Origin of the sequence: Bradyrhizobium sp. LTSP857, from assembly GCF_000938285.1 — a bacterium.
GTDB lineage: Bacteria > Pseudomonadota > Alphaproteobacteria > Rhizobiales > Xanthobacteraceae > Bradyrhizobium.
Map to the genome: position 1 here is coordinate 210,125 of NZ_JYMS01000049.1, position 21,614 is coordinate 231,738.

At 64.3% G+C, this 21,614-nt stretch carries 25 protein-coding genes and 1 pseudogene; 12 read left to right on the forward strand and 14 right to left on the reverse strand.

The window, feature by feature from the left end; genetic code table 11:
- Positions 1 to 12 precede the first annotated feature (12 nt).
- Positions 13 to 1,044 carry an L-idonate 5-dehydrogenase gene (locus UP06_RS34320; protein ID WP_045008120.1) on the forward strand — a complete coding sequence of 344 codons (1,032 nt, stop codon included), beginning with the start codon at positions 13 to 15 and terminating at the stop codon, positions 1,042 to 1,044.
- Positions 1,045 to 1,054: 10 nt separating this feature from the next.
- Here UP06_RS34320 and UP06_RS34325 read toward each other — a convergent pair whose 3' ends face one another.
- Positions 1,055 to 1,936, reverse strand: coding sequence for a DUF3280 domain-containing protein (locus tag UP06_RS34325; protein ID WP_045008121.1), 882 nt, complete (start codon positions 1,934 to 1,936; stop codon positions 1,055 to 1,057).
- Positions 1,937 to 2,124: 188 nt separating this feature from the next.
- Here UP06_RS34325 and UP06_RS34330 point away from each other — a divergent pair, with 188 nt between their 5' ends.
- Positions 2,125 to 3,510 carry a sensor histidine kinase gene (locus UP06_RS34330; protein ID WP_045008122.1) on the forward strand — a complete coding sequence of 462 codons (1,386 nt, stop codon included), beginning with the start codon at positions 2,125 to 2,127 and terminating at the stop codon, positions 3,508 to 3,510.
- Entirely contained in the window at positions 3,507 to 4,169 is a 663-nt protein-coding gene (locus tag UP06_RS34335) for a response regulator (RefSeq protein ID WP_045008123.1), read from the forward strand. The genes UP06_RS34330 and UP06_RS34335 overlap by 4 nt, the downstream gene beginning before the upstream one ends.
- Before the next feature lie 4 nt (positions 4,170 to 4,173).
- Here UP06_RS34335 and UP06_RS34340 read toward each other — a convergent pair whose 3' ends face one another.
- The 3 genes from UP06_RS34340 to UP06_RS34350 form a co-directional block, all read right to left on the reverse strand.
- Positions 4,174 to 5,019 (reverse strand): hypothetical protein, encoded by an 846-nt coding sequence (locus UP06_RS34340; RefSeq protein WP_045008124.1) that lies wholly within the window; start codon positions 5,017 to 5,019, stop codon positions 4,174 to 4,176.
- 185 nt (positions 5,020 to 5,204) lie between these two features.
- Positions 5,205 to 5,696 carry an SRPBCC family protein gene (locus tag UP06_RS34345; protein WP_045008125.1) on the reverse strand — a complete coding sequence of 164 codons (492 nt, stop codon included), beginning with the start codon at positions 5,694 to 5,696 and terminating at the stop codon, positions 5,205 to 5,207.
- Entirely contained in the window at positions 5,696 to 6,103 is a 408-nt protein-coding gene (locus tag UP06_RS34350) for an ArsR/SmtB family transcription factor (RefSeq protein ID WP_045008126.1), read from the reverse strand. The genes UP06_RS34345 and UP06_RS34350 overlap by 1 nt, the downstream gene beginning before the upstream one ends.
- Positions 6,104 to 6,381: 278 nt before the next feature.
- Between UP06_RS34350 and UP06_RS34355 the strand changes: the two genes are divergently transcribed.
- A complete protein-coding gene (locus UP06_RS34355; RefSeq protein ID WP_045008127.1) occupies positions 6,382 to 7,443 on the forward strand; it encodes a serine hydrolase in 1,062 nt (353 codons plus the stop codon).
- Positions 7,444 to 7,506: 63 nt separating this feature from the next.
- Here UP06_RS34355 and UP06_RS34360 read toward each other — a convergent pair whose 3' ends face one another.
- Positions 7,507 to 8,340, reverse strand: a complete 834-nt coding sequence (locus tag UP06_RS34360) for an outer membrane protein (RefSeq protein ID WP_045008128.1) — start codon at positions 8,338 to 8,340, stop codon at positions 7,507 to 7,509.
- 289 nt (positions 8,341 to 8,629) lie between these two features.
- The gene (locus UP06_RS34365; RefSeq protein WP_045008129.1) at positions 8,630 to 9,334 is read right to left on the reverse strand and encodes an SDR family oxidoreductase; all 705 of its coding nucleotides are present in this window, start codon (positions 9,332 to 9,334) and stop codon (positions 8,630 to 8,632) included.
- Between the two features lie 123 nt (positions 9,335 to 9,457).
- Between UP06_RS34365 and UP06_RS34370 the strand changes: the two genes are divergently transcribed.
- Both UP06_RS34370 and UP06_RS34375 read left to right on the forward strand, forming a co-directional pair.
- Positions 9,458 to 10,300 (forward strand): GNAT family N-acetyltransferase, encoded by an 843-nt coding sequence (locus tag UP06_RS34370; protein WP_045008130.1) that lies wholly within the window; start codon positions 9,458 to 9,460, stop codon positions 10,298 to 10,300.
- A 153-nt stretch (positions 10,301 to 10,453) separates the two neighbouring features.
- Complete coding sequence (locus UP06_RS34375; protein WP_045008131.1) at positions 10,454 to 10,771, forward strand: hypothetical protein; 318 nt, start codon at positions 10,454 to 10,456, stop codon at positions 10,769 to 10,771.
- A 16-nt stretch (positions 10,772 to 10,787) separates the two neighbouring features.
- On the opposite strand, the gene UP06_RS34380 is transcribed toward UP06_RS34375, so the two are convergent.
- Together UP06_RS34380 and UP06_RS40410 are read right to left on the reverse strand one after the other, a co-directional pair.
- A complete protein-coding gene (locus UP06_RS34380; RefSeq protein ID WP_045008132.1) occupies positions 10,788 to 11,243 on the reverse strand; it encodes a hypothetical protein in 456 nt (151 codons plus the stop codon).
- 191 nt (positions 11,244 to 11,434) lie between these two features.
- Positions 11,435 to 11,524: pseudogene (locus tag UP06_RS40410) on the reverse strand ((R)-mandelonitrile lyase); the annotation flags it as partial.
- Positions 11,525 to 11,717: 193 nt separating this feature from the next.
- Between UP06_RS40410 and UP06_RS34385 the strand changes: the two are divergent.
- On the forward strand, positions 11,718 to 12,005 hold the full coding sequence (locus UP06_RS34385; protein WP_045008133.1) for a hypothetical protein: 288 nt from the start codon (positions 11,718 to 11,720) through the stop codon (positions 12,003 to 12,005).
- Positions 12,006 to 12,057: 52 nt separating this feature from the next.
- Here UP06_RS34385 and UP06_RS34390 read toward each other — a convergent pair whose 3' ends face one another.
- The 6 genes from UP06_RS34390 to UP06_RS34415 all read right to left on the reverse strand — a co-directional run bounded on the left by UP06_RS34390 (position 12,058) and on the right by UP06_RS34415 (position 15,056).
- Positions 12,058 to 12,348 carry a hypothetical protein gene (locus UP06_RS34390; RefSeq protein ID WP_045008134.1) on the reverse strand — a complete coding sequence of 97 codons (291 nt, stop codon included), beginning with the start codon at positions 12,346 to 12,348 and terminating at the stop codon, positions 12,058 to 12,060.
- Between the two features lie 20 nt (positions 12,349 to 12,368).
- The gene (locus tag UP06_RS34395; RefSeq protein ID WP_283806049.1) at positions 12,369 to 12,815 is read right to left on the reverse strand and encodes a curlin repeat-containing protein; all 447 of its coding nucleotides are present in this window, start codon (positions 12,813 to 12,815) and stop codon (positions 12,369 to 12,371) included.
- An 80-nt stretch (positions 12,816 to 12,895) separates the two neighbouring features.
- A complete protein-coding gene (locus tag UP06_RS34400; protein WP_045008135.1) occupies positions 12,896 to 13,303 on the reverse strand; it encodes a curlin in 408 nt (135 codons plus the stop codon).
- A 17-nt stretch (positions 13,304 to 13,320) separates the two neighbouring features.
- Positions 13,321 to 13,713 carry a curlin gene (locus UP06_RS34405; protein WP_045008136.1) on the reverse strand — a complete coding sequence of 131 codons (393 nt, stop codon included), beginning with the start codon at positions 13,711 to 13,713 and terminating at the stop codon, positions 13,321 to 13,323.
- A gap of 122 nt (positions 13,714 to 13,835) precedes the next feature.
- Positions 13,836 to 14,237 (reverse strand): hypothetical protein, encoded by a 402-nt coding sequence (locus tag UP06_RS34410; protein ID WP_045008137.1) that lies wholly within the window; start codon positions 14,235 to 14,237, stop codon positions 13,836 to 13,838.
- Positions 14,238 to 14,402: 165 nt separating this feature from the next.
- Complete coding sequence (locus UP06_RS34415) at positions 14,403 to 15,056, reverse strand: response regulator transcription factor (protein ID WP_045008775.1); 654 nt, start codon at positions 15,054 to 15,056, stop codon at positions 14,403 to 14,405.
- A 591-nt stretch (positions 15,057 to 15,647) separates the two neighbouring features.
- Here UP06_RS34415 and UP06_RS34420 point away from each other — a divergent pair.
- The 5 genes from UP06_RS34420 (at position 15,648) to UP06_RS34440 (ending at position 21,564) form a co-directional block, all read left to right on the forward strand.
- Complete coding sequence (locus UP06_RS34420; protein ID WP_045008138.1) at positions 15,648 to 17,078, forward strand: efflux RND transporter periplasmic adaptor subunit; 1,431 nt, start codon at positions 15,648 to 15,650, stop codon at positions 17,076 to 17,078.
- Positions 17,075 to 17,800: an ABC transporter ATP-binding protein gene (locus UP06_RS34425; RefSeq protein ID WP_045008139.1), complete on the forward strand. Its 726-nt coding sequence runs from the start codon at positions 17,075 to 17,077 to the stop codon at positions 17,798 to 17,800. The genes UP06_RS34420 and UP06_RS34425 overlap by 4 nt, the downstream gene beginning before the upstream one ends.
- A complete protein-coding gene (locus UP06_RS34430) occupies positions 17,797 to 19,020 on the forward strand; it encodes an ABC transporter permease (RefSeq protein ID WP_045008140.1) in 1,224 nt (407 codons plus the stop codon). Before UP06_RS34425 ends, UP06_RS34430 begins: the two co-directional genes overlap by 4 nt.
- A 53-nt stretch (positions 19,021 to 19,073) precedes the next feature.
- A complete protein-coding gene (locus UP06_RS34435) occupies positions 19,074 to 19,391 on the forward strand; it encodes a response regulator transcription factor (RefSeq protein WP_045008141.1) in 318 nt (105 codons plus the stop codon).
- Between the two features lie 307 nt (positions 19,392 to 19,698).
- A complete protein-coding gene (locus UP06_RS34440; protein WP_045008142.1) occupies positions 19,699 to 21,564 on the forward strand; it encodes an alkaline phosphatase family protein in 1,866 nt (621 codons plus the stop codon).
- Positions 21,565 to 21,614: the final 50 nt, after the last annotated feature.

Below are 21,614 nucleotides of genomic sequence, written 5' to 3' on the forward strand. Positions count from 1 at the left end.
GGGAACGAGCCCATGCGCGCCGTCGTCATTCACGCCCCGAAGGACCTCCGGATCGACAGCTATCCCGATCCGGCACCCGGCCCGGGTGAGGTCCGCGTCAAGATCGCCAATGGCGGCATCTGCGGCTCCGATCTGCATTACTACCATCACGGCGGCTTCGGTGTCGTGCGCATCCAGCAGCCGATGGCGCTGGGACATGAGATCGCCGGCGTCGTCGCGGCCGTCGGTGACGGCGTCACTGGCGTAAGGTCGGGGACGCGCGTCGCGGTCAATCCGAGCAAGCCGTGCGGCCAATGCCTGCATTGCCAGGAAGGCATGCGCAACCAGTGCCTCGACATGCGCTTCCTCGGCAGCGCGATGCGCTTTCCCCATGTGCAGGGTGGCTTTCGCGAATTCCTCACGGTCGATGCCACGCAGGCCGTGCCGATCGCCGATAAGCTCTCGCTGGCCGAGGCCGCAGTCGCTGAACCGCTCGCGGTGTGCCTGCATGCCGGCAAGCAGGCCGGCCCCCTCCTCGGCAAGCGCGTGCTGATCACCGGCTGCGGCCCGATCGGCGCGCTGATGATCCTGGTGTCGCGCTTGGGCGGCGCCGCCGAGATCGTGGTGACCGATGTCGCCGACGCGCCGCTCGCGGTCGCCAGAAAGCTCGGCGCCACCCACGCGATCAATGTCGCGACCGACGCTGCCGCGCTCGATCCCTGGCGCGCCGGCAAGGGCGTGTTCGACACCCTCTTTGAAGCCTCCGGCAACCAGGCCGCGCTCCGCACCGCCCTCGACGTGCTACGGCCCGGTGCGACACTCGTCCAGCTCGGCCTCGGCGGCGAGATGACGCTGCCGATCAACTCCATCGTCGCCAAGGAGTTGCAGCTCCGCGGCACCTTCCGCTTCGACCCCGAGTTCGAGCTCGCGGTGCGGCTGATGGGCGAAGGCCTGATCGACGTCAAGCCGCTGATCACGGCCACCATGCCGTTCGATAACGCGGTCGCCGCGTTCGAGCTTGCCAGCGACCGCGCGCAGTCGATGAAGGTGCAGTTGACGTTCTGAGGCTGAACTCTCAGGGCTGCGCAGCGCCGTCGAGAAGGCGGTCGCTGACCAGCCGGACCGCGCCTCGCTTCCAGGAGTAGTCGGCCCCCATGCGCAGGCCACTGTCGCCGCGTGACAGCACCGCGCCGGTCCTCGCATCACGCACCTGGAAACCGAGCGTGTATTCGGTGCGGCTGACCCGCCGCACGACACCGATCAGCGACTGGTCCGCGCCGAGGTTTTGCGCAATCACGGCCTCGCAGCCATCGCAGTCGCGCAAGGCGCGCGTCTTCGCCGCCTCTCCGCTCGCGGTGCCGACATCGATGATGCGGTAACGGCCGGATTGGCCCAGCGCCTCGCGTACGCTGCCGGTGACCTCCGCCAGATGCGATGCATCGGACGTGGCTGAAGCCCCCGCCGAGGCGGCGGTCGTATCCTCGAGCTCGAAATCGAACACGGCAAGTGCGACCGGCGGCGGCGCGAGCGCGGCCATGATCTCGCGGGACACGAAGATCTCGGCGCGCTCCCATGATTCATCATTGTCGCCGCGGAAAGTGTAAAGCTTGTCCATCACGATCATTTTGGCGCCGACGTCGATCACCGCGATCTTGGCCCATTGCACCAGTGTGCTCGTCTTCTGGATGCCGCCGATGACCTTGAACGCCGCACCGTCCTGGGTGGATGGCGCGAGCCGATAGCGCCCGTCGGCGCCGATATCCCGCCTGAGCGCGGCCATGAACGCCGACAGCCTCCGGTCGTGGGCGGCGGTCTGGTTGGCCGGCTCGGCCGACGTATCGGCGTAACTGAAGTCATCCATGGCTACGCCGATGGCGGTCTCGGCGCGGGCCGGCGCTTCAGCCGCCGGGAGGACGAGCAGGAGAAATGCGGAGAAGATCAACCGGGAGCGGCGCATACGGACCTCGTGTGATGGAGCGGCGCGGCAATCTGGACGGCCGCCTCAGGCCATGCAGCAGCGTCGGTCCCGACCAGAGCCGGGAAAATTTCACGACGTTGCACCGCGGTAAGCCTGGCGCTTTCCGTCGCCTGCGTTCTGCCGTCTAATGCGGAGGCGACAAACCCGTTCGCGCCAGGTGCCCGCCGATGTGGAACCGCCCGAGGTTCGATCTCAAGGTCCGTCTGACGTTGCGCGTGGCCGCGATAACGGCCGCCTGCTTCGCCGCGATCTCCGCCTATTTCCTGATCACGGCTGACCGCGCGGCGCATGCGCGCATCGACGGTATCGCCGCCATCGTGGCCAAAACGCTGGAGCTGCAACAGGGCAAAGTCCAGTGGGTGGCCAACCCGCGCTCCGACTTTCCGAACCTCGACCCCGTTGCGGCCTTCGTGATGACGCCCGGCCTGTGTCTGGCATTCCGTGGCACGAGCGGCGAGATGCTCCAGCGGTTCTGTAGCGGTGCGCCCAATCCGGCGAACCTGCCGCCACAGGCCTTCACGGCCTTCTATCGCAGCCTGTTCGACCCCGGCCGCGAGGCGGCACGGCCTGTGATTGTGCGCGGAGCGAAGCTCGGCGAGACCGTGGTCTCGGTCGATCCGGCCGTGCAGACAGCGGAGGCCTGGCACGAAGCGGGCCGCCTGATGATCGCGCTTGCGATTGCGCTGCCGTTGTTGTGCGCGCTGGTCTACGCTGCGCTGGCGCGCGCGCTACGTCCGACGCGCCTGATCCGCACCGGCCTCGAGCGGATCGCAGCCAACGACCTCACCGCCCGGCTGCCGCCGTTCGACCTCGCCGAGCTCTCCGCGGTTCGCGACGTCTTCAACCATCTCGCCGAAAGCCTTGATACCGCGCTTGCCGAACGCGCGGAGTTGACCCGAAAGCTGATCGCACTCCAGGACGAAGAGCGCCGCCATCTCGCGCGCGAGCTGCACGACGAGTTCGGCCAGTCGCTGGCCGCCATTCGCGCACTCGCCTCATCCGCCCGCCTGACCGCCGTACAGGATTGCCCGTCCCTGCTTTCTGAATGCGACGGCATCGCGCGGACCGCGACCGGCATGATGGAGACGCTGCGCGGCGCGCTGTTCCGGCTGCGTCCCCCGGACATCGAGGAGCTCGGACTCGTGGCGAGCCTTGAAGGCCTGGTTGCGGGCTGGAATGGGCGCAGCCGCGGCGAGACGCGTTTTTCGATCCGTTTCGACGGCGCCTTCGAGACCTTGCCGGCCACGATCAGCGCCAATCTCTACCGCATCGTGCAGGAGGCGCTCACCAACGCCGCCAAGCATGCCGGCGCCACGCGCGTCAGCCTGGAATTGTCGATGCGTGCCGACGAGATCGCACTTGCGATCGACGATGACGGCCGCTCGAGCGATCCTGCGGCAAAATCCGGAATGGGCTTGCTCGGCATGCGCGAGCGTGTCGCCGCTCTGCGCGGCCGCCTGAGCTTCGAGGCCGGACCGCACGGCGGCTCCGCGTTGCGTGTGGCAATTCCGCTTGCGGCCGCCGATCGGCAGGTTCTGGAGCGCGCGGCATGAGCGCAGCCGACATGACCATTCTGCTGGTCGACGACCATTCCGTCGTCCGCGAGGGTTATCGCTCGGTGCTCCAGAAGCAGCCGGGCCTGCGCGTCGTCGCTGAAGCCGCCGACGGCGCCGAGGCCTACCGCCTCTTCAAATCCGAGGGCCCCGACCTCGTCATCATGGATCTCAGCATGCCCGGCATCGGCGGCATCGAGGCTGTCAGGCGGATTAGGCAATGGGACAAGGGCGCAAAGATCCTCGTCTTCACCATGCACGAGAATGCCGGCTTCGCCGTGCAGGCGATCCGCGCCGGCGCGAGGGGTTACGTCACCAAGACCAGCCCGCCGGAAACGCTGGTGCGCGCCGTGATGGACGTCCTCGCGGGCAAGATCGCGATCAGTCCCGACATCGACCATGAGCTCGCGCTGAGCCGGCTTGCCGGCGAAAGCTCCGCCGCCGACGTCCTCACCGCGCGCGAGTTCGAGGTGCTGCGCCTGCTGCTCGCTGAACGGACGACCGACGAGATCGCGGAGACGCTGCACGTCAGCCCGAAGACGGTGGCGAATCTGCACTCCCTGATCAAGGACAAGCTCGGGGTCGGCTCGGACATCGAGCTGGTTCGGCTTGCACTGCGCCAAGGGATTTTGACGCAGCTCGATCTGGGTGAGGCTTGACGCCTCACGTCAGATGGCGCGTCAGATACCCGTCCATCGCGTAGAGCGCGCAGAGAGCCAAGCTCGACCACACCGCGGCGCTGAAATACAGGAACATCCAGGTCAGTTCCCCCTTCCAGTGCGCGACGTCATGGGTCACCACCCAGCGCGTTGAGACGTCATGCAGGCCCTCGAGGAAGCCAAGCAACTTGTTGCCTTCGGCATGCCCTGCCCGCCAGCGGCTGAGATACATCGGCACATCGACGGTGACGAGGAAGGCGAGGAAGCAGGCAATGCCGACAATGCCGGCGACGAGCGCCCAGCGCACCGGGCCATGGAATTCCGGCATCAGGCGGCACAGCGCGATCCCAACGAGGAAGAAGGTCACCGCCCACAGCGAATTCTCGATCGCGTTGTAAAGATAGTTGGTGGTCACGACCGCGTACCAGGAGAAGCACTCCGCGATGATGATCACGGGCACGATGACCCAAGCAACGTTCACCGTGGTCTCCGCACCGGCCATACTGCCGAGCTGATGCAGGATGACGGCCCATTGCGCGGCGAAGCAGAGTTCGGCCACGGTCGCGACCGTACGGCCGACGAAGACACTGGAGAGCCAGGTATCGAACAGGCAGATGCGCTGTACGTCGGCTCGCGGCAGGAACGAACGGAATGCGCAGCCGAACACATAGCCGGCGCAGAGCAGCAGCATCACGCCGATACCGGCGGGTCCACTGATGCTGCCACCGGCCGGCTGATAGAACTCCCGGTACAGCATGAACCAGACCAGGATGTTGACGTTGCTCACAAGCGTCAGCGATCCCCACCACCAGGCCAGGGGATTTGACCGCGCCTGCAACATCAACCTCATCGACTGCTCCGTTGTAACTGGATCGACATCCAACGGTAGCAATACTGTCACAATAAGGCAGCTGGTCGCGACAAAAATCTGCGTGACGGCACTGTCATAATTGCGAAGACGGTCGGGAGCCCGCGCGCAGTTCCAGGGTCATTCCGGGTTGCCGCCTCTTGGCGCCCCGGAATGAGACGCTCACCCTACCCCTTCATGTCGGCCACATAGGCCGCCAGCTTGTCCAGCGTCTGGTAGCCGTATTCAACGGCGCCGAAGCCGATCATGTGATCACGCTGCGCCGCGGTCGAAGCCAACTGCCGCATCATCAGCACGGTCTTGCCGTTGCTCTGCTCGCCAAAGGTCAGGATGAAGCGGAACATGCTGGGATCATCGTCCTGGTCGCCGCCATGGTCCATCTCCATCAGCTTCGGCCGCTCGATGCGGCGGAAGCGCATCCGATTCGGATAGACGGTGCCGTCGGGCCCGACCATGTTGAAGCGCCAGACGCCGCCGACGCGCACATCGATCTCGAACGTCTCGATCTTGAAGCCCTTCGGTCCGAACCATTGCGGCAGATGCTTTGGATCGGACCACGCCTCGAACACCAGCTCACGCGGCGCGTCGATCACGCGCGACATCACGAGCTCGCGGTCGAGCGACCATTGTGACAATGCGGGATTGGCAGAACTCGTCATCACTCAGAACCTTTCCGTTTGGTTGTCTTGCTTGTTGTCTTGTCGGCTTTCCTGGACGGCCGCTTGGCGGCCTCCCTCTCTGTCTTGAGCTTCATCACATAGGCCTCGAACCGGTCGAGCCGCGCCTCCCAGATCGCACGCTGCTGCTGGAACCAGTCTTCTGCACCGACCAGCGCGTCCGGACTGAGGCGGCAGGTGCGCACGCGGCCCGACTTTTCCGACTGCACGAGTCCGCTCAGCTCCAGCACGTGGATGTGCTTCATGAAACTCGGCAGCGCCATGTCGAAGGGATCGGCGAGCTCGCCGACCGAGGCTTCGCCGGCGCACAGCCGCATCACGATCGCCCGCCTTGTGGGGTCGCCGAGCGCTGCGAAAATCTGGTCGAGCTGGGATAATTGGTTAGCCATGTAGCTAACTATAGACGCATCGCGATCACGCGTCAACAATTGTTAGCTCTACGGCTAAGTAATTTCACTGACGTGGAACTCACCACGCGCAATCGTGAATTGGGGCGCCGGGCTGGGCCCGCTAGAAAAGGCTTGGGGGCGCATCGCATCATTCGTCAGAGCACGTGCCGCCTGTTGTCACCTCATCATCAATCACCCGGCGATTCCTCGCCCGGGCTGCGCTCATTCCCTTCGCGGCCGCGCTTGCGTGGCCGCGTCGCGCATCGGCCGATTCCGACATGATCGCGCAGATGCGCGACATCGTTGCCTCCGAACTCGCGCCGACCGCGACGCCGGATCATCCGGGCGGCCTGGCCGCGGCGCTCTATGCCGGCCGCCACGTCGAGTTCTTCAGCTACGGCTTTGCCGACGACGCCAAGCGAAGACCGGCGACGCCGGACACGCTGTTCAATCTCGCCTCTCTGCGAAAACCTTTCGAAGCGACGCTGGTAGCGCTCGGCGAGCTCCGCGGCGAGTTGCGGTTGGACGATCCCCTGCCGAAATATCTGCCGGAGCTCGACGGCGATTATATCCGTCGCATCACGATCGGCGAGCTGACCACGCACACCTCGGGGCTATTGCTGCCGACCGACCACCCGCCCTGGCCCAACGAATCCTTCACGCGCGCACAATTCATCGACATGCTCAACGCCTGGACACCGCCCGCAGGCGTTGCGCCCGGCAAGCAGCGCATCTACAGCCATGCCGGGTACGTGCTGCTTCAGCTTGTGCTCGAGCGCTGTTATCGCACGCCGATCCACGAGCTGATCGAGAGCCGCATCCTCAAGCCGCTCGGCATGCACGCAACGTTCGTTCCCGAGCGCGGACCGGACAATCGCGCGATCATGGACGAGGCGTGGATGCGACGCGTGGTGCAAGGCTATTCCGACCAGGGCACGGCGGTCGGGCCGCCGGGCGACCAGCAGAGCTATTTCGACTTCCCCGGCACAGGGCAGATGTTCTCGTCCGTGCGCGATCTTTCGACATTCATGGCGGCCAGCGTCGATGTCCGGTCGATCGATCCGCATCTGCACGAAGCGTTGCGGATGACGCAGCACGAAAGCTTTCGCGTCGACGAGAAATTCGGACAAGCGATGGCCTGGGAGACTGTACACCTTCCCGGTGTCACCGTCGTCGACAAGCCGGGCGGCCTCAACAACGCCTCGGGCTATATCGGCCTCGTGCCGGCACAACGGATCGGTATCGTGCTGCTGGCCAATCGCGGCGAATATCCGCACGAGATCGCCCGCTACAAGATCCTCCCGGCGCTGGCGCATCTGTTGGCGTCGCACGCAGGCTGAGCCTCAAAACAGAAAGCCCCGGCCGAACCGAGGCTTTCCACGCCAGATCGAACGAGATGATGATCAGTATCTGGCGACGACCGGTCCATCAAACTTGTAGTTCACGCCGACGCGCACAATGTTCGACTTGATGTCGACCGAGTGGGTGTAGACGTTGCCCGGAAAGGCCCCCGCGCCGACAAAGGCGGCCAGGTTAGTGCTGGTCGCGCTGGCGCGGCCGAGATCGACATAGAGATATTCGGCCTTGAGCGACCAGCCGTTGCCAACGGCGTATTCGGTGCCGGCGCCGACGGTCCAGCCGACACGCGTGTCGCGGATCGCAGCGGATTCCGTCGCGGCCGCGAACGTGTCGGTGAAGTTGAGATTGCCCTTCACTTCGGCGATCGCAGCACCGCCCGTGGCATAAAGCAGCCAGCTCGGCGTGGCGAGGAAGCCGATGCGGCCGCGGATGGTGGCGAGCCAGTCGGCCGAAACCTGTGACGACACGGTGAAACCGGTCGGCGCGCAGCAGGGATAGAGCGCCGAGCCGGTCGCACTGCCCTTGAAGCCGAAATAGTTGATGTCGCCTTCGAGGCCGAACACGGCGTGATTGACCTGCCAGTTGTAGCCGGCGGTGAAGCCGCCGGTCACGCTGGAACTGTTGACGCTCTGGGCGCCGACCGCGGCGATGGCAGGAACGCTGCTGGCTGCGAAATAGCCGGTTGGAGTGAACACGGTCGATGTGGTCGGATCAGCGCTGCCCCATTGTCCGCCGACATTGCCGCCGACATAGAACCCGGTCCAGTTGTAGCCGGGCGCCGTCACCGGCGCCTTGGTGTACTGCGGCGCGAGGTCCGCCGCGAAGGCGGACGCGGTGCCCAAGACAACCGACGCGACCGCCAGCAAAAACTTCTTCATTGCAATCTCCTTGCCCCACGCGATCGAAGCTCGCGTTCTCGAATGCGCCGGCCAAGTGGATCCGGCACGGGCGAGGCATAGGCGGCACACCACTCAACGTCTTGGGCTGCGGCGAAGTTCGCAGGGACTGTAACGTAATGTGCGGTCCGAGGGCCCGCGAAGTGTGACGAGTGTGACCCAAGTGCCACGCGTCTCCCCGCTGCGGCGGCACGCAACGCGGGCTCGCGTCGCATGAGGACAAGCGCACGAGAGCTTGGATTCGAATCTGCTCTTGCTAGGAGGGCGCGCTTCAGACCGAGCGCGTCAGCCCGCCGTCGACGCGGATGTTCTGGCCGGTGATGTAGGCAGCGCCATCGGAGGCGAGGAACGAGACCGTCGCCGCGACTTCCTCGACCTTGCCATAGCGCTTCATCGGCACGCTGTCGCGACGCGCGTCCGTCTGCGGCAGGCTGTCGATCCAGCCCGGCAGCACATTGTTCATGCGGACGTTGTCCGCGGCATAGGTGTCGGTGAATATCTTCGTAAACGCCGCCAGGCCTGCGCGGAACACCGCCGAGGTCGGAAACATCGCGCTCGGCTCGAACGCCCAGGCGGTCGAGATGTTGATGATGGCACCGTATCTCTGCGCCTGCATCACCGGCGTCACCAGCCGGGTCGGACGGATCACGTTGAGCAGATATGTATCGAGGCCGGTGTGCCATTGCTCGTCGGTGATCTCCGTGATTCCCGCGCGGGGCCCGTGGCCGGCGCTGTTGACGAGCACGTCGATGCGCCCCCATTTGGCCATCGCACCATCGACGAGGCGCTTCAGATCGTCGTTCGACTTGTTCGAGCCGGTGATGCCGAGCCCACCGAGCTCGGCCGCCAGCGCTTCACCCTTGCCGGAGGACGACAGGATCGCCACGCGAAAGCCATCGGCCGCGAGCCGCCGCGCGGCCCCTGCCCCCATGCCACTGCCGCCTGCGGTGACGAGTGCGACCTTCTCTGCTGCCATGACCGATCATCCCTTGTGATACCGTTGAGGCGAGCCGGCGGCCCGACCTATCATCAGGGCTTTCTACAGCCAGACTTGCCGGCAGGTCCACCGTCGAGGGCATCCATCATGGCGACTTCTGAGATGAGCGATTTGCATATTCGCAACCTGCGCCCCGAGGAAATTTCCCTCGCCCTCGACTGGGCCGCGGCCGAGGGCTGGAATCCCGGCCTTGCAGACGGCGCCTGCTTCGCGATCCCGGACGCACAGGGCTTTTTCGTTGGCGAGATCGACGGCGAGCCGGTCGCGACGGTGTCCTGCATCAATTACGATGAGCGCTTCGCCTTCCTCGGCTTCTACATCGTACGCGCAGGCTTTCGCGGCGCCGGCCATGGCCTGCGCATCTGGAACGCGGCGATCGCGCATGCCGGTTCCCGCGTGATCGGGCTCGACGGCGTCGTGGCGCAGCAGGACAATTACAAAAAATCCGGCTTCCAGCTTGCTTACGCCAATATCCGCTATGGTGGCGTCGTCGTCGCGCCGCCTCGGCCGCCAGCCGATATCGTCGCGCTCGACAAGATTCCATTCACGGTGGTGGAAGCCGACGACGCCACCGTTTTCCCGGCGGCACGCAGCGCCTTCCTGCGGGCCTGGATCAACACGCCCGGCCATCTTGGCCGCGCGCTGCTGCGCGATGGCAAGCTCGCCGCATGGGGCGTGATCCGGCCGTGCCGAACGGGACACAAGATCGGGCCACTGGTCGCCGACGACCGCGCTGCGGCGGAGGCGATCGTGCAGGCCTTGCTGGCCAGCGCCAGCTGTTGCGAGATTATCCTCGACATCCCCGCGGTGAACCGCGAAGGTATCGCGCTTGCGGAATTCTTGGGCCTGAAGCCGACATTCGAAACGGCGCGGATGTATACTGGACCGATCCCGTCACTGCGGCTCGACCGCGTCTTCGGCGTGACCAGTTTTGAGCTGGGCTAGCGCCGCCTTGGATCATAGTAATCTGTTTCACACCACCGCTGCTGCGCAGCGTGTACTGGTGTTGGATCCGCTGATTTTTCAAAGCGGTCCGAACACCGTTTTCTCGACCATCATTTTTTCGGCAGTCGATATTTTCATTCACGAGAGGATTTCATGACCGAAGCCAGAAGCAACGCCCGCCCTCCTTCGCCCACGGCCAGCGACCTGCCACGCCCTGCACTCGCAGCTGCGCTGGTCCTTGCCGTAGTCGCGGCCCTTGGACTGCACACGCTGTTCGTCTCGGGTCCCGCGATGCGCGAGGCCGCCGGGGCAGAGTTGGTGCGCCTTATTGCGGATGAGGATCGGGATGTCTGCGGACAGTTCGGGATGCGACCGGGCACGGCCCAGTTCACGGCCTGTAGCGGCGAGCTCGCGATCGTCAGGCAGAAGCAGTCCGACCGCGATCACGCGGCCGCGGCAGGTATTCTGTAAACGAAGCGCGCGTCGCTCAGTAGCAGCGCATGATGTTGACGGTGTGCTCGCCGCCGCCGCGGCCGGGCACCGTCACGGACTCCGTCGGACAGCTCGGCACATAGGGCCGGTCGGACGGCACGACGTTCGGCGGGAAGCGATGCGCCCAGTCCCAGGGAACGTCATAGGTGTAGGTGTAGGTGTAGCGCACGTCGTTGGAGATCGGCTGCCCGGCATCGGCGAAAGGTTCGCTGTACGTCGCGCCATCGTTATAGAACCCGCCACCACCCGGCCAGTAGACCCAGGGATTGTTCCGGCCGCGGAACCGCGCGCCAGGCGCGATCGACGGACGTGCTGCGGCCGGCGGCGCGGCAGCGGCCACCACGCCATGCGGCGCGGCACCGCCCGGTCGTGCAAAACTGTCGCTGGAAGCAAGGAGCAGCGCGGCTGCGCTGAGCGAGGCGAGCAACGCCCCATAGGATCTGGACATCATGATACGCACCAACTCGTTTGGCTTCGCGATACTGCTCCCCACTGCACGCTAGGCCGGCCCGTCGCCCACCCGCAAACGTATAATTAATTGTTGGTTAAGGCACGGGATTAACAGGGGCAGCGACGCCTTCCCTGCCCCAAAATCGGTCAGCGCGGCAAATATCCTGACGGTGACGTCATGCGTGCCTCCTCTTACGCCCGGTACTGATCGTCGGTCACATGCTCGAGCCAATCAACCGCCTTGCCGTCGAGCGCCTCCTGCACGGCGATGTGCCGTGGGCCGAAGCTAGGCCTCTCTCGGCCCAGAGATTAGATGCGAAAACCTGAATAGATTTATCGTGCACGCTAATGAATGGGCCGATTTGCAGTCGCCTCGCGAAGAGCTGATCGCAAGTTGATCGCGAGTTGATCGTGCAATGGGGAACGTCGCCACATTGCGGTCGTTGGCTCCGACAACAAGAAAAGGAGCATCTCGATGCAACGTCAAATGAAACTCTCGTTCCTGATCGCCGCAACGCTCGTCGCGGGTACGGCCGCCGCATCGGCGCAAACCTACGATCGGTTCGGCAATCCTGTCGGGTGGCAACGGACCGCGCCGGCATATCAACCGGTTCAGCCCCGGGCGATGTACTATCCCGGCACGGCGGGACCGTATGGCGCGCTCAACGGCACCAATCATCCGACGCCGAGCTCGACGCAGGGTGACGTCGGCCCTGACGGCAACAACAACGGCACACTAACCGGCAGCTACCGGAACTGGTAAGCCCGGCTCGATCGGAGGTCCATCGTCCTCGCGGACGGTGGGCCTTCGCGCGTCAGCGACCCTGCTGCTTGCGCAGCCAATCCAGCATGTCCTGAGCGTTTCCCGTGCCCTGCGACACGATCGCGGTGTTTCCGCCACTGCGGCGATAGACCGTGGTGCGGCCCGGCTCCTTGTCGACCTTAACCTCGGCCTGCGCCGGATCGCCGCTCTGCTTGATGATTGCTGTTCCGTTTTCGTCCTGGATCACGGTGGTATGGCCGTCGCCGGTCTCGCCGGCCCCGGCCGGTGCCACCGCAATTGCGGTCATGAGGCTCATTCCGGAAGCGAGCAGGAGGAATTTCATGTCATACCTCTTCGTCTCGATCAGCGTGCGAACTGGAATATGGCCAGCCAGTTGAAACGTCCAAACTGCCTGACGGACCCCGTATTCATGTCACCGACCTGGAGCAGTAACGCATTGGTCGAGTTGCCGACCTGGGTGATATCGGCGATGTTGCTCACGCCCGACTGGCCAATCAGCGCATTGGTGGTGTTGCCGACCTGGATGATGTCGACATAGTTACGTGTCCCGTTCTGGACAATCGTCGCATCCACGGTGCCAGTTCCGATCTCGATCACCCGGGCGATATTGATACGACTGTTCTCCACGATCGTGACCGGCTGCGGGTTATTACCGAACTCCACGACCGTTTCGATGCTCACGTTCCTGTTGGTCCCGAAAGGCTGCGCGAACCCGCCCATGGATGGCGATGGCCTGGATCCTGCCGATGCCTCGGACGCAACGCTGATCGCTGCGGACAGCGCCGCCAATGCCAAGAGCTCTCTACCGTATCTCATGGCCTCCCCCATCAACACTTCACATTTCCGACGACGGCCTGGCCGCGCGCGTCTTACGGACTGGTCTGGATCACCGTCGATGAGTTGACCGCGCCGAATTGCGCGATCGCCCCCGTATTCATGGTGCCGAGCTGAGACACCATGCTCGTCGCCGACTGGCCAGTTTGGCCGACGAAGGCAAAATTGTTCACACCGACCTGCCCGACCGACGCCGAATTCGTTCCGCCGAATTGCAGGATGCCGGTGGCGTTGTTGGTGCCGTTCTGGACGACGGTCGCACTGGTGCTGCCGCCGATCATGAACACGCCTGCCGCGTTGAGCTGGCTGTTCTGGTTCAGCACGACGGGCGGCCCGCCGATGGACACGATGGTCTTCATGTCCATGCCCTGCGCGCCGGCCGGTCCGGCAGCGCAAACGAGCGCGAGAAGCGCGACACAAGCGACGCCTGGAATACATTTCATGACATGCCTCACCGCGATTACGGAGCTTGCTGGAGAATCGTCGAGCCGTTCAGGATTCCGAGCTGGGCTACGCCGGCCGCGTTGTTCGCGCCGATCTGTCCGATCAGGCTCGAATTCGAGCCGCCGGCCTGCCCCGCCAGCGCCGTGTTAGTCGCGGTCGCGGTGGTGCCGCCCTGCCCGATCACCGAGGTGTTGACGGTGATGAGCGAGCCCATCTGGAGCGTCGTCGCGGTGTTGGTTGCACCGAACTGCATGGTCGTGGCGCTGTTGCTGGTGCCGCCGCTCTGGGAGATGAAGGAGTTGTTGGTTACGCCGAATTGCAACACGCTGGCCGAGTTGCCGGCCTGGGCATCGAGAGCGGTCAGCAGGCTGAATGCGACGGTTGTCGCGACGAGAAATTTGGTTCGCATGTCATTTCCTCCGCGGAAGCCGGCGAACGACCCCTCATTTGGTCGACGGGCCCCGATTGCGGTTCTTTCGAGAATGGCCCGGACGCGCCGAGTCGTGACGCGTCCGGCCACACGGGGCTGGTTCAGTGCGCCGTCTGCGAGACGCCGCTGGTGTTGACGCCGAACACGCTGATCTGAGCGATGCCGGCGGCGTTGTTCTGGAGCGCCGGCGGCCCGAACGAATTCTGGGTGACGGAGCTGCCGTTGTTGCCGAAGGCCACCTGGCCGGTGCTGGACGAGTTCTGGATGCCGGCCTGGTTCACGGTGCTGGCGTTGTTGAGCGAGGCCGAGCTTACGCCTTGCAGAGTGGTCTGACCGTTCAGGAGGCCGACCTGCGTGGTCGACGAGCTGTCATTGGTGAGCCCGTTCTGCGTGGTGCTCGAGGAGTTGATGACGCCGAGCTGCACCGTGGTCGAGGTGTTGGCGGCCTGCGCCGCGGAAGACAGAGCGAGCACGGCAACGGAAGCAAAAAACAATTTGCGCATGGAGTATCCCTTTCTGGCCTAGTTGTCTGGCTGGTTTCAGATGCCGGTCTTGGAGGAGGTCGACATCGTGGGATCACTCTGAACCGATCGTTCTCCGTGCGACAGACTGCAGTTCATGCTAATCGGTACGGACTAGACGTTGTGCGGCATCTCGCCGCTCGCAGCCTAGGCTTGCGACTGTCCCGCAGCACTCCGCGCCGTCTCCTGCGCCATACTGTCGATCAATCTCGCCACTTCGATCGGCGAGCGTAGCTCGAGCTTTCGCATCATCCTGGCGCGATGCACCTTGACCGTCACTTCGCTGAGCTGGAGCTTTGCTGCGATCTGCTTGGCGACCAGCCCTTCGGCCATCAGCAGCATGATCTCTCGCTCCCGTACCGTCAGCGTCTCGACGCGCTGACGTGCCCCGCGCACTGTGTCCTCGCGCTCCATCCGCCTGCGATCGCGGTCGATGCCGTGTCTGATCGCATCGAGTATCTCCTGTTCGCGGAAAGGCTTTGGCAGAAACTCGACCGCGCCGCGCTTCATGGCTTCGACGGAGACACGGACGTCTGAATGACCGCTGATGAAAACGATCGGTATGGGTACGCCCGATTCAGCGAGCCTGCGTTGAAGCTCCAGCCCGGTCGGCGACGTGCCGGGAAAGCGGACGTCGAGCACGAGGCATGACGGCCCATCGGAAAGACTCTCGGTAAGGAACTCGTCCGTCGAGGCAAACAACCTCACCTGATGCCCAGTCTCCTCGCAGAGGCTGCCAATCGCATTTCGTATCTGCACTTCGTCATCAACAACATAAACTGTGGCTTGATTTGAACTCATTGCAATACGCTCCCGGACTTGGCGCTCGATGATCCAGCAACGAGCCATCCATTGTTCTTGCAAGCGATAACAAGGTGCTTGAATGCATCGGCGAGAAGCGGATGAGTCGCGTCGGTCGACCGATGCGTGGTCTTACGGCCTCCGCGCGCTGAAGACGAGTGAAGGCGTTCACATATCGGACTTCGTGATCTCGGGGAGTTGACGTCGCCATCTGCGGCGTCACGGCGAAGCGCCGTGTCGGGAATGCGGCAATCAGGCGTCGCGGCCGAGATATCGCCAGCTGCGTCATGGCGTCGCTACTCATGTGCCGACTTGAACGCCGGTCGGGCAAAACCAGACTGGACGTTCAGCCAGCTTGTCGAGTTCGATACCGCGCGCATCTTTTCGATACGCCCCGTATGCGTTCCGCGCAAATCACGAAAAGTCGCACCCCACAGACCTTACTTCTGGATCATGGAGCGCACCCGTCCGTCGCCCTATCAACGGCGACATATCGTCGAGATAGCAGGCATTACCCTGGACGAAATACAACCATAGCGCGTTATTCGGCATTTCCGCCAACATAGTCATTTCAAGAAGGCGGCTTTTGATATGCGATTTGTGCCAGTCATTGTGCTGTTTGGAACTGCATGCGGCCTCGCCACAGTCTACGGCGCGGCACCGGACGTCATCGCGGGAGCAGCCGGGAGCGCCGCAGACGGCGCGAGCCGTGCCTATGAGTCGACGAGGCAGTTCCTCAAGCCCGCCGGCGGCGAAACCCCGACCTTCGGGTCGGATGCGCCATTGTTCCGCTACGCTGCAATTCAGCGCGGCAGCATCGAGCAGACTGTCACCGTCACGGGCGCCCTGCAACCCGTCAAGACGATCGAGGTCGGCTCGCAACTGTCCGGGCAGCTCGCCCGCGTCTATGTCGACTTCAACGACACCGTCAGCAAGGACCAGCCGCTTGCCTTGATCGATCCCCGCAGCTTCGCCGCCAAGGTCGACGAAGCCAAGGCGGCGCTGGCGGTCGCCGACTCCTTCGTGGACATCGAGCGAGCCAAGCTCGATCGCGCCAGGATCGATCTGCAAAACGCCAAGGGCAGTAGGGACGTGCTCGCCGCCAAGCTCGACAGCGCCCAGGCGGTCAAGGCCTCGGCGCAGAAGACCTTGCAACGCAAGCTGGCGCTCCAGTCGCAAAATGTCGTGGCAACCTCAACGGTCGACGACGCGCAGATGGAGTTCACCGCACGCGTGGCCCAGGAGCGCGAGGCCGAGGTCCTCATGTCTCTGAATATCTACGCCGTCGACGGCGCGCAGGCCGACGTCCGCCGGATCGAGGCCGAGCTGGACCAGGCCCGAATGGCGGTGCCGGAGAAGGCCGCCGTCCTTGCGGCGGCCCAGGCCGATCTCGACCGCACGGTGATCCGCTCGCCGATCGACGGCGTCGTGGTCGGCAGGTTCGTCAATGAAGGCCAGACGCTGGCGGTTGGCCTGGAGTCGCGCACCACCTTCGTGGTCGCCCACCGCCTGGAGGACATGGAAATCCACGCACAGGTCGACGAAGCGGATATCGGGCGCATCGCTGCCGGCCAGCGGGCTCACTTTACGGTGGATGCCTATCCTGACCGCCGCTTCGAGGCGGCGGTGCGGCAGGTGCGCAAGGCGCCGCAGAACCAGCAGCACGTAGTCACCTACACCGTCGTGCTGTCGACCACCAACCTCGACGGCGCGCTGCTCCCCGGAATGACCGCGCTCGTGAAGATCGTGATCGAGCAGCAGGACAACGTGCTGAAAGTGCCGCTGGCCGCCCTGCGCTTCCAGCCCTCGGGCGCGCGGGCAGACACGGCCCCCGGTCGCAGCGGCGTCTGGGTACGTACCGTCAGTGGCGCGCTCCAGCGTATCGCCGTGACCGTCGGCGCGGCGGGCACCGAACAGGTCGCGCTCAAGAGCGGAGAGCTCGTCGAAGGCAGCCAGGTCGCCGTCGGACAGGCGATCCGGCCGGCCGGCATGGAATTTCTCGGCATCAGGTTCGGATCATGACAGCCACCCTGCCCCTCATCAGCCTCCGATCGGTCGGCAGGACCTACCGCACGGACGGGATCGCGGTCACGGCGGTGCGCAATGTCAGCTTCGACATCGATCAGGGCGAGATCCTGGCCGTCATGGGACCGTCCGGTTCCGGCAAGTCCACGCTGATGAACATGATCGGGTTGCTCGACCTCCCGAGCGAGGGCGCGATCTATCTCGAGGGCGCCAATGTCGCCGACCTCTCCGAAGACCGCAGGTCGACCTTGCGCGCCCGCAGCATCGGTTTCGTGTTCCAATCCTACAATCTGCTCGCGCGCCACAATGCGATCGAGAACGTTGCCCTGCCGCTGGTCTATGGCGGCGTCGGCCACAAGGAGCGCCTCGCGCGCGCCGAGCGGAGCCTGGAAGCCGTCGGCATGCTGCACCGGGCACATCACTTTCCGCGACAGCTGTCGGGCGGCGAGCAGCAGCGCGTCGCGATCGCGCGCGCGCTGATCGCCTCCCCGCTGATCGTGCTCGCGGACGAGCCGACCGGCGCACTCGACAGCCGCACCGGCGCCGAGATCCTGGCGCTGTTCGCGGCACTCAACCAGACCGGCCAGACCATCGTGATGATCACGCACGATCCCGGCATCGCGACCCAGTGCCGGCGCACCATCCGCCTGCATGACGGCGAGCTCGTCGGCGACGAAACGCAGATCCCGTTGCTGCCGAAACGGAGCGTTGCGTCATGACGATGCTCCAGGGCTTTCAGATCGCTCTACACGCCTTGCGCCTCAACCCGCTGCGCAGCTTCCTCACCATGCTCGGCATCGTGATCGGCGTTGCATCGATCGTGACGGTTTTCGCGATCGGCGCCGGCGCGCAGTTGCGGCTCCAGGAGCAGATCCGCTCGATCGGCGCCAATGTGCTGATGATCACGCCGGGCGCAGTCTACCAGGGCGGCGTACGCCTCAAGGACGGCAGCAAGCTGACGATGACCGAAAGCGACGTCCAGGCCATCCTCGAGCAGATTCCGGAAATCCAGGCCGCGGCCGGCTCCATCGCCGGAACGGCGCAGGTGATCCATGAGAGCAAGAACTGGAACACGACGATCAATGGCACCACGACCGGGCATTTCATGGTGCGCGACTGGCAGCTCGCGTCGGGACGCTACTTTTCCAGCGCCGAAGAAGCCGCCGCCGGAAAAGTCGTGATCCTCGGAAGCACGGTCGCCAGCGAACTGTTCGCGCCAGGCGATGATCCCATTGGCGCGCAGATCAGGATCATGAAGGTCCCGCTCGAAGTGGTCGGCGTGCTCGATCGCAAGGGTCCCGCACAGGATGATGTCGCCTTTGTCCCCCTCACCACGGCCAAGCTCCGCTTCCTCGGCAGTGCCAGCAACATCAACCGTGACTCAGTCGCCTATATCATCGCCAAGGTGGCCGCCGACGGTAAGATGGCGGGCGCGCGATCGGAAATCGAAAGCCTGCTGCGGCAGCGCCACCGGGTCCTTGCCGGCCAGGAAGACGACTTCAAGGTCCAGGATCCGGCCGCCGCCATGGAGGCGCAGCAGGGTGCGATCCGCACCGTGGCGCTTCTGCTCGTCGCCATCGCCTCGGTCTCGCTGCTCGTCGGCGGCATCAGCATCATGAACGTCATGATGGTGTCGGTGACCGAGCGTACCCGGGAAATCGGCATCCGCCGGGCGCTCGGCGGACGGATGCGGGACATTCGTCTCCAGTTTCTCTGCGAAGCGCTCGTGCTCTGCCTGCTCGGCGGCGCCATCGGCGTCCTCGGCGGCGTCACGCTGTCGATGACGGTCGCGCGCATGGCCGGGTGGATCACGTCGATCGATGGCGAAGCAATTGCACTGGCCCTCGCCTTTTCAATCGCGACCGGCCTCATCTTTGGTTTTTATCCTGCACACAAGGCGTCCAAGCTCAGTCCAATCGAGGCGCTCAAGACGGAGTGAGAACATGCTGGGGTGGCCACAACATCAAACCAAAGGCCAGGGAGGAACAAGTCATGAGCCCGGATCCGAAAGATTTGATCACACCGACGCCGCGTGAGCGCGAGCTGATGATGCTCATCGCGCGCGGATTGCAGAACAAGAACATCGCCTTCGAGCTCAAGATCTCGGAGAACACGGTGCGGGCGCATATCGGCAACATCATGCGCAAATACCGTCTCCATAACCGAACCCAGATCGCGATCATCTTCGCGCTCCAGGCTGCGCCGCCATCGCTACGCCGCGACCTTGCCAATGCCAAAAGCTATCCCGCGACGGCGAAGCCCGCTCAGGCGCTTGCACAAAATCCACGGGTGCAGACCGCGCCCGAATGACGGCCAACCCGCCGCCTTGCACCCGGGGGCGAAGGCCCGACTGCCGAATAGTTTTTGACAATTAGAATTCAAAAATTTTGTTTCGACGACTCACTTCAACCAAGAAGCCGCGCGGACCGCCTCTGCGGATGGGATCTGGATCGTTTCGCCGCCGGCGCAAGGAAAACCGTGGCAACAAGGTCACCCTCACTGCGCCTCTTGCATAGCCGGCCGCTCTTGTAACAAAACTTTCATGCAGCAAAACTAAACGAAGGCGGCGGCCGCGGTCGGCCGCCAAGCCGCCTCATCGCAGGCAGGGAGAGATTTGATGCGCCGCTCACTGGTGTTGCTGTCCGCAGGACTGACGGTCTTGTCCACTGGACTTTGCAACGGACTTGCCTCCGCCCAGAACAACACCCCCCGCAACCTGATCCTGTTCATCCCGGACGGGCTGCGCGCGCTGAAGGTCACGCCCGAAACGGCGCCGGCAATGGCCGAGGTCCGCGACAAGGGCGTCAACTTCAAGAACTCGCACTCGCTGTTTCCGACCTTCACCATGGCCAATGGCTCGGCGATGTCGACCGGCCATTATCTCGGCGACACCGGCGTGTTCTCCAACACGATCTGGACCAACTACACCTCCGGCCCCGCCGGCGACACCGTGGTCCCCTTCATCGAGAACGACGCCGTGCTCGGTGACATCGACGAGCATTTCAAGGGCGACTACCTCAACGAGGAGACCGTCCTGAAGCTGGCCCGCGACAAGGGCCTGAGCACGGCCGCGATCGGCAAGGTCGGCCCCACCTACCAGTGGGACCACACCGATCATCCGGAGAAGCCGGGCCAGCACTCGATCGTGATCGACGACTCGACCGGCGGCAAAGCTGGCGTCGCGCTGTCTGACGAAATGAAGGACGCGCTGACCAAGGCGGGCCTGGCGCTGGCCACCCCCAGCCGTGGCGACAACGGCAAGGCGGGCGATGCCAAGACGCCCGGCACCACCACGGCCAACATTGTGCAGCAGGCCTACTTCGCCGATGTCGCCACCAAGGTGGTGCTGCCGATGTTCAAGGCGCGCAACAAGCCGTTCGTGCTGGTGTTCTGGTCGCGCGACCCGGACGGCACCCAGCATAACCAGGGCGACAGCCTTAACCAGATTATGCCGGGCATCAACGGTCCGAGCACGATGGCGAGCATCAAGAATGTCGACAACAACCTCGCCCAGATCCGCAAGGCGCTGGACGAGCTGGGGCTTGCCGCCAACACCAACATCATGATCCAGGCCGACCACGGCTTCTCGACCATCTCCAAGGAGAGCAAGACCAGCCCCTCGGCCAAGGTCAGCTATGACGACACGCCGAAGGACTTTTTGCCGATGGGCTTCCTCGCCCTCGATCTGGCCAAGGCGCTCGACCTGCCGCTGTTCGACCCCAACGACAAGAACGCCGCCGTCACCGGCAACGCCCATCCCAAGGCGGGCAACGGCGTGCTCGGCAAGGATCCGACCAAGCCTGACCTCGTCATCGCCACCAATGGCGGCTCGGACCTGATCTATCTCCCGAACAGGGACAAGAAGCTGGCGGCGAAAACCGTCAAGGCGCTGCTCGAGCAGGACTACGTCTCCGGCATGTTCGTCGACGACTCGCTCGGCCGTTTCCCCGGCACCCTGCCGCTGTCGAGCATCAATCTGCGCGGCAAGGCGGCGACGCCGACACCGGCAATCGTCGTCAACTTCCGCTCCTATGCCAGCGAATGCGGCGAGGCGCCGACCAACTGCTCGGTGCAGGTCGCCGACACCGTGCTGCGCCAGGGCCAGGGCATGCATGGCAGCTTCAGCCGCGGCGACACTTTCAACTTCATGGCTGCGATCGGGCCGGACTTCAAAGCCGGCTTCGTCAACGAGCTGCCGGTCAGCAATGCCGACGTCGGCATGACCGCGGCCCAGCTGCTCGGCCTGCGCGGCTCGCAGAACGGCGGCCTGGTCGGCCGGGTGATGTCCGAGGCGCTGCCCAACGGAACCGTACCGAAGGCTTACAAGGCCGTCGAGAAGTCGAAGATGTCCGAGAACGGCCTTCAGACCGTGCTCAACGTCCAGCGCGTCGGCAGCCAGCGCTATTTCGATACCGCTGGCTTCCCCGGCCGCACGCTTGGCCTGGAGCCGGACGCCGGCAAACAAAAAACGGCGGGGAAATAGCCCCGCCGCTTCCTCTCGCGCCTCGCAAGGGGCGCGGGAATTCTAAACCT

What these genes read in the sequence shown, in the direction of transcription:
- UP06_RS34320 (WP_045008120.1), top strand. Translation starts at nt 13, where the DNA reads ATGCGCGCCGTCGTCATTCACGCCCCGAAGGACCTCCGGATCGACAGC.
- UP06_RS34325 (WP_045008121.1), bottom strand. Translation starts at nt 1,936, where the DNA reads ATGCGCCGCTCCCGGTTGATCTTCTCCGCATTTCTCCTGCTCGTCCTC.
- UP06_RS34330 (WP_045008122.1), top strand. Translation starts at nt 2,125, where the DNA reads ATGTGGAACCGCCCGAGGTTCGATCTCAAGGTCCGTCTGACGTTGCGC.
- UP06_RS34335 (WP_045008123.1), top strand. Translation starts at nt 3,507, where the DNA reads ATGAGCGCAGCCGACATGACCATTCTGCTGGTCGACGACCATTCCGTC.
- UP06_RS34340 (WP_045008124.1), bottom strand. Translation starts at nt 5,019, where the DNA reads ATGAGGTTGATGTTGCAGGCGCGGTCAAATCCCCTGGCCTGGTGGTGG.
- UP06_RS34345 (WP_045008125.1), bottom strand. Translation starts at nt 5,696, where the DNA reads ATGACGAGTTCTGCCAATCCCGCATTGTCACAATGGTCGCTCGACCGC.
- UP06_RS34350 (WP_045008126.1), bottom strand. Translation starts at nt 6,103, where the DNA reads ATGGCTAACCAATTATCCCAGCTCGACCAGATTTTCGCAGCGCTCGGC.
- UP06_RS34355 (WP_045008127.1), top strand. Translation starts at nt 6,382, where the DNA reads ATGATCGCGCAGATGCGCGACATCGTTGCCTCCGAACTCGCGCCGACC.
- UP06_RS34360 (WP_045008128.1), bottom strand. Translation starts at nt 8,340, where the DNA reads ATGAAGAAGTTTTTGCTGGCGGTCGCGTCGGTTGTCTTGGGCACCGCG.
- UP06_RS34365 (WP_045008129.1), bottom strand. Translation starts at nt 9,334, where the DNA reads ATGGCAGCAGAGAAGGTCGCACTCGTCACCGCAGGCGGCAGTGGCATG.
- UP06_RS34370 (WP_045008130.1), top strand. Translation starts at nt 9,458, where the DNA reads ATGAGCGATTTGCATATTCGCAACCTGCGCCCCGAGGAAATTTCCCTC.
- UP06_RS34375 (WP_045008131.1), top strand. Translation starts at nt 10,454, where the DNA reads ATGACCGAAGCCAGAAGCAACGCCCGCCCTCCTTCGCCCACGGCCAGC.
- UP06_RS34380 (WP_045008132.1), bottom strand. Translation starts at nt 11,243, where the DNA reads ATGATGTCCAGATCCTATGGGGCGTTGCTCGCCTCGCTCAGCGCAGCC.
- UP06_RS34385 (WP_045008133.1), top strand. Translation starts at nt 11,718, where the DNA reads ATGCAACGTCAAATGAAACTCTCGTTCCTGATCGCCGCAACGCTCGTC.
- UP06_RS34390 (WP_045008134.1), bottom strand. Translation starts at nt 12,348, where the DNA reads ATGAAATTCCTCCTGCTCGCTTCCGGAATGAGCCTCATGACCGCAATT.
- UP06_RS34400 (WP_045008135.1), bottom strand. Translation starts at nt 13,303, where the DNA reads ATGAAATGTATTCCAGGCGTCGCTTGTGTCGCGCTTCTCGCGCTCGTT.
- UP06_RS34405 (WP_045008136.1), bottom strand. Translation starts at nt 13,713, where the DNA reads ATGCGAACCAAATTTCTCGTCGCGACAACCGTCGCATTCAGCCTGCTG.
- UP06_RS34410 (WP_045008137.1), bottom strand. Translation starts at nt 14,237, where the DNA reads ATGCGCAAATTGTTTTTTGCTTCCGTTGCCGTGCTCGCTCTGTCTTCC.
- UP06_RS34415 (WP_045008775.1), bottom strand. Translation starts at nt 15,056, where the DNA reads ATGAGTTCAAATCAAGCCACAGTTTATGTTGTTGATGACGAAGTGCAG.
- UP06_RS34420 (WP_045008138.1), top strand. Translation starts at nt 15,648, where the DNA reads ATGCGATTTGTGCCAGTCATTGTGCTGTTTGGAACTGCATGCGGCCTC.
- UP06_RS34425 (WP_045008139.1), top strand. Translation starts at nt 17,075, where the DNA reads ATGACAGCCACCCTGCCCCTCATCAGCCTCCGATCGGTCGGCAGGACC.
- UP06_RS34430 (WP_045008140.1), top strand. Translation starts at nt 17,797, where the DNA reads ATGACGATGCTCCAGGGCTTTCAGATCGCTCTACACGCCTTGCGCCTC.
- UP06_RS34435 (WP_045008141.1), top strand. Translation starts at nt 19,074, where the DNA reads ATGAGCCCGGATCCGAAAGATTTGATCACACCGACGCCGCGTGAGCGC.
- UP06_RS34440 (WP_045008142.1), top strand. Translation starts at nt 19,699, where the DNA reads ATGCGCCGCTCACTGGTGTTGCTGTCCGCAGGACTGACGGTCTTGTCC.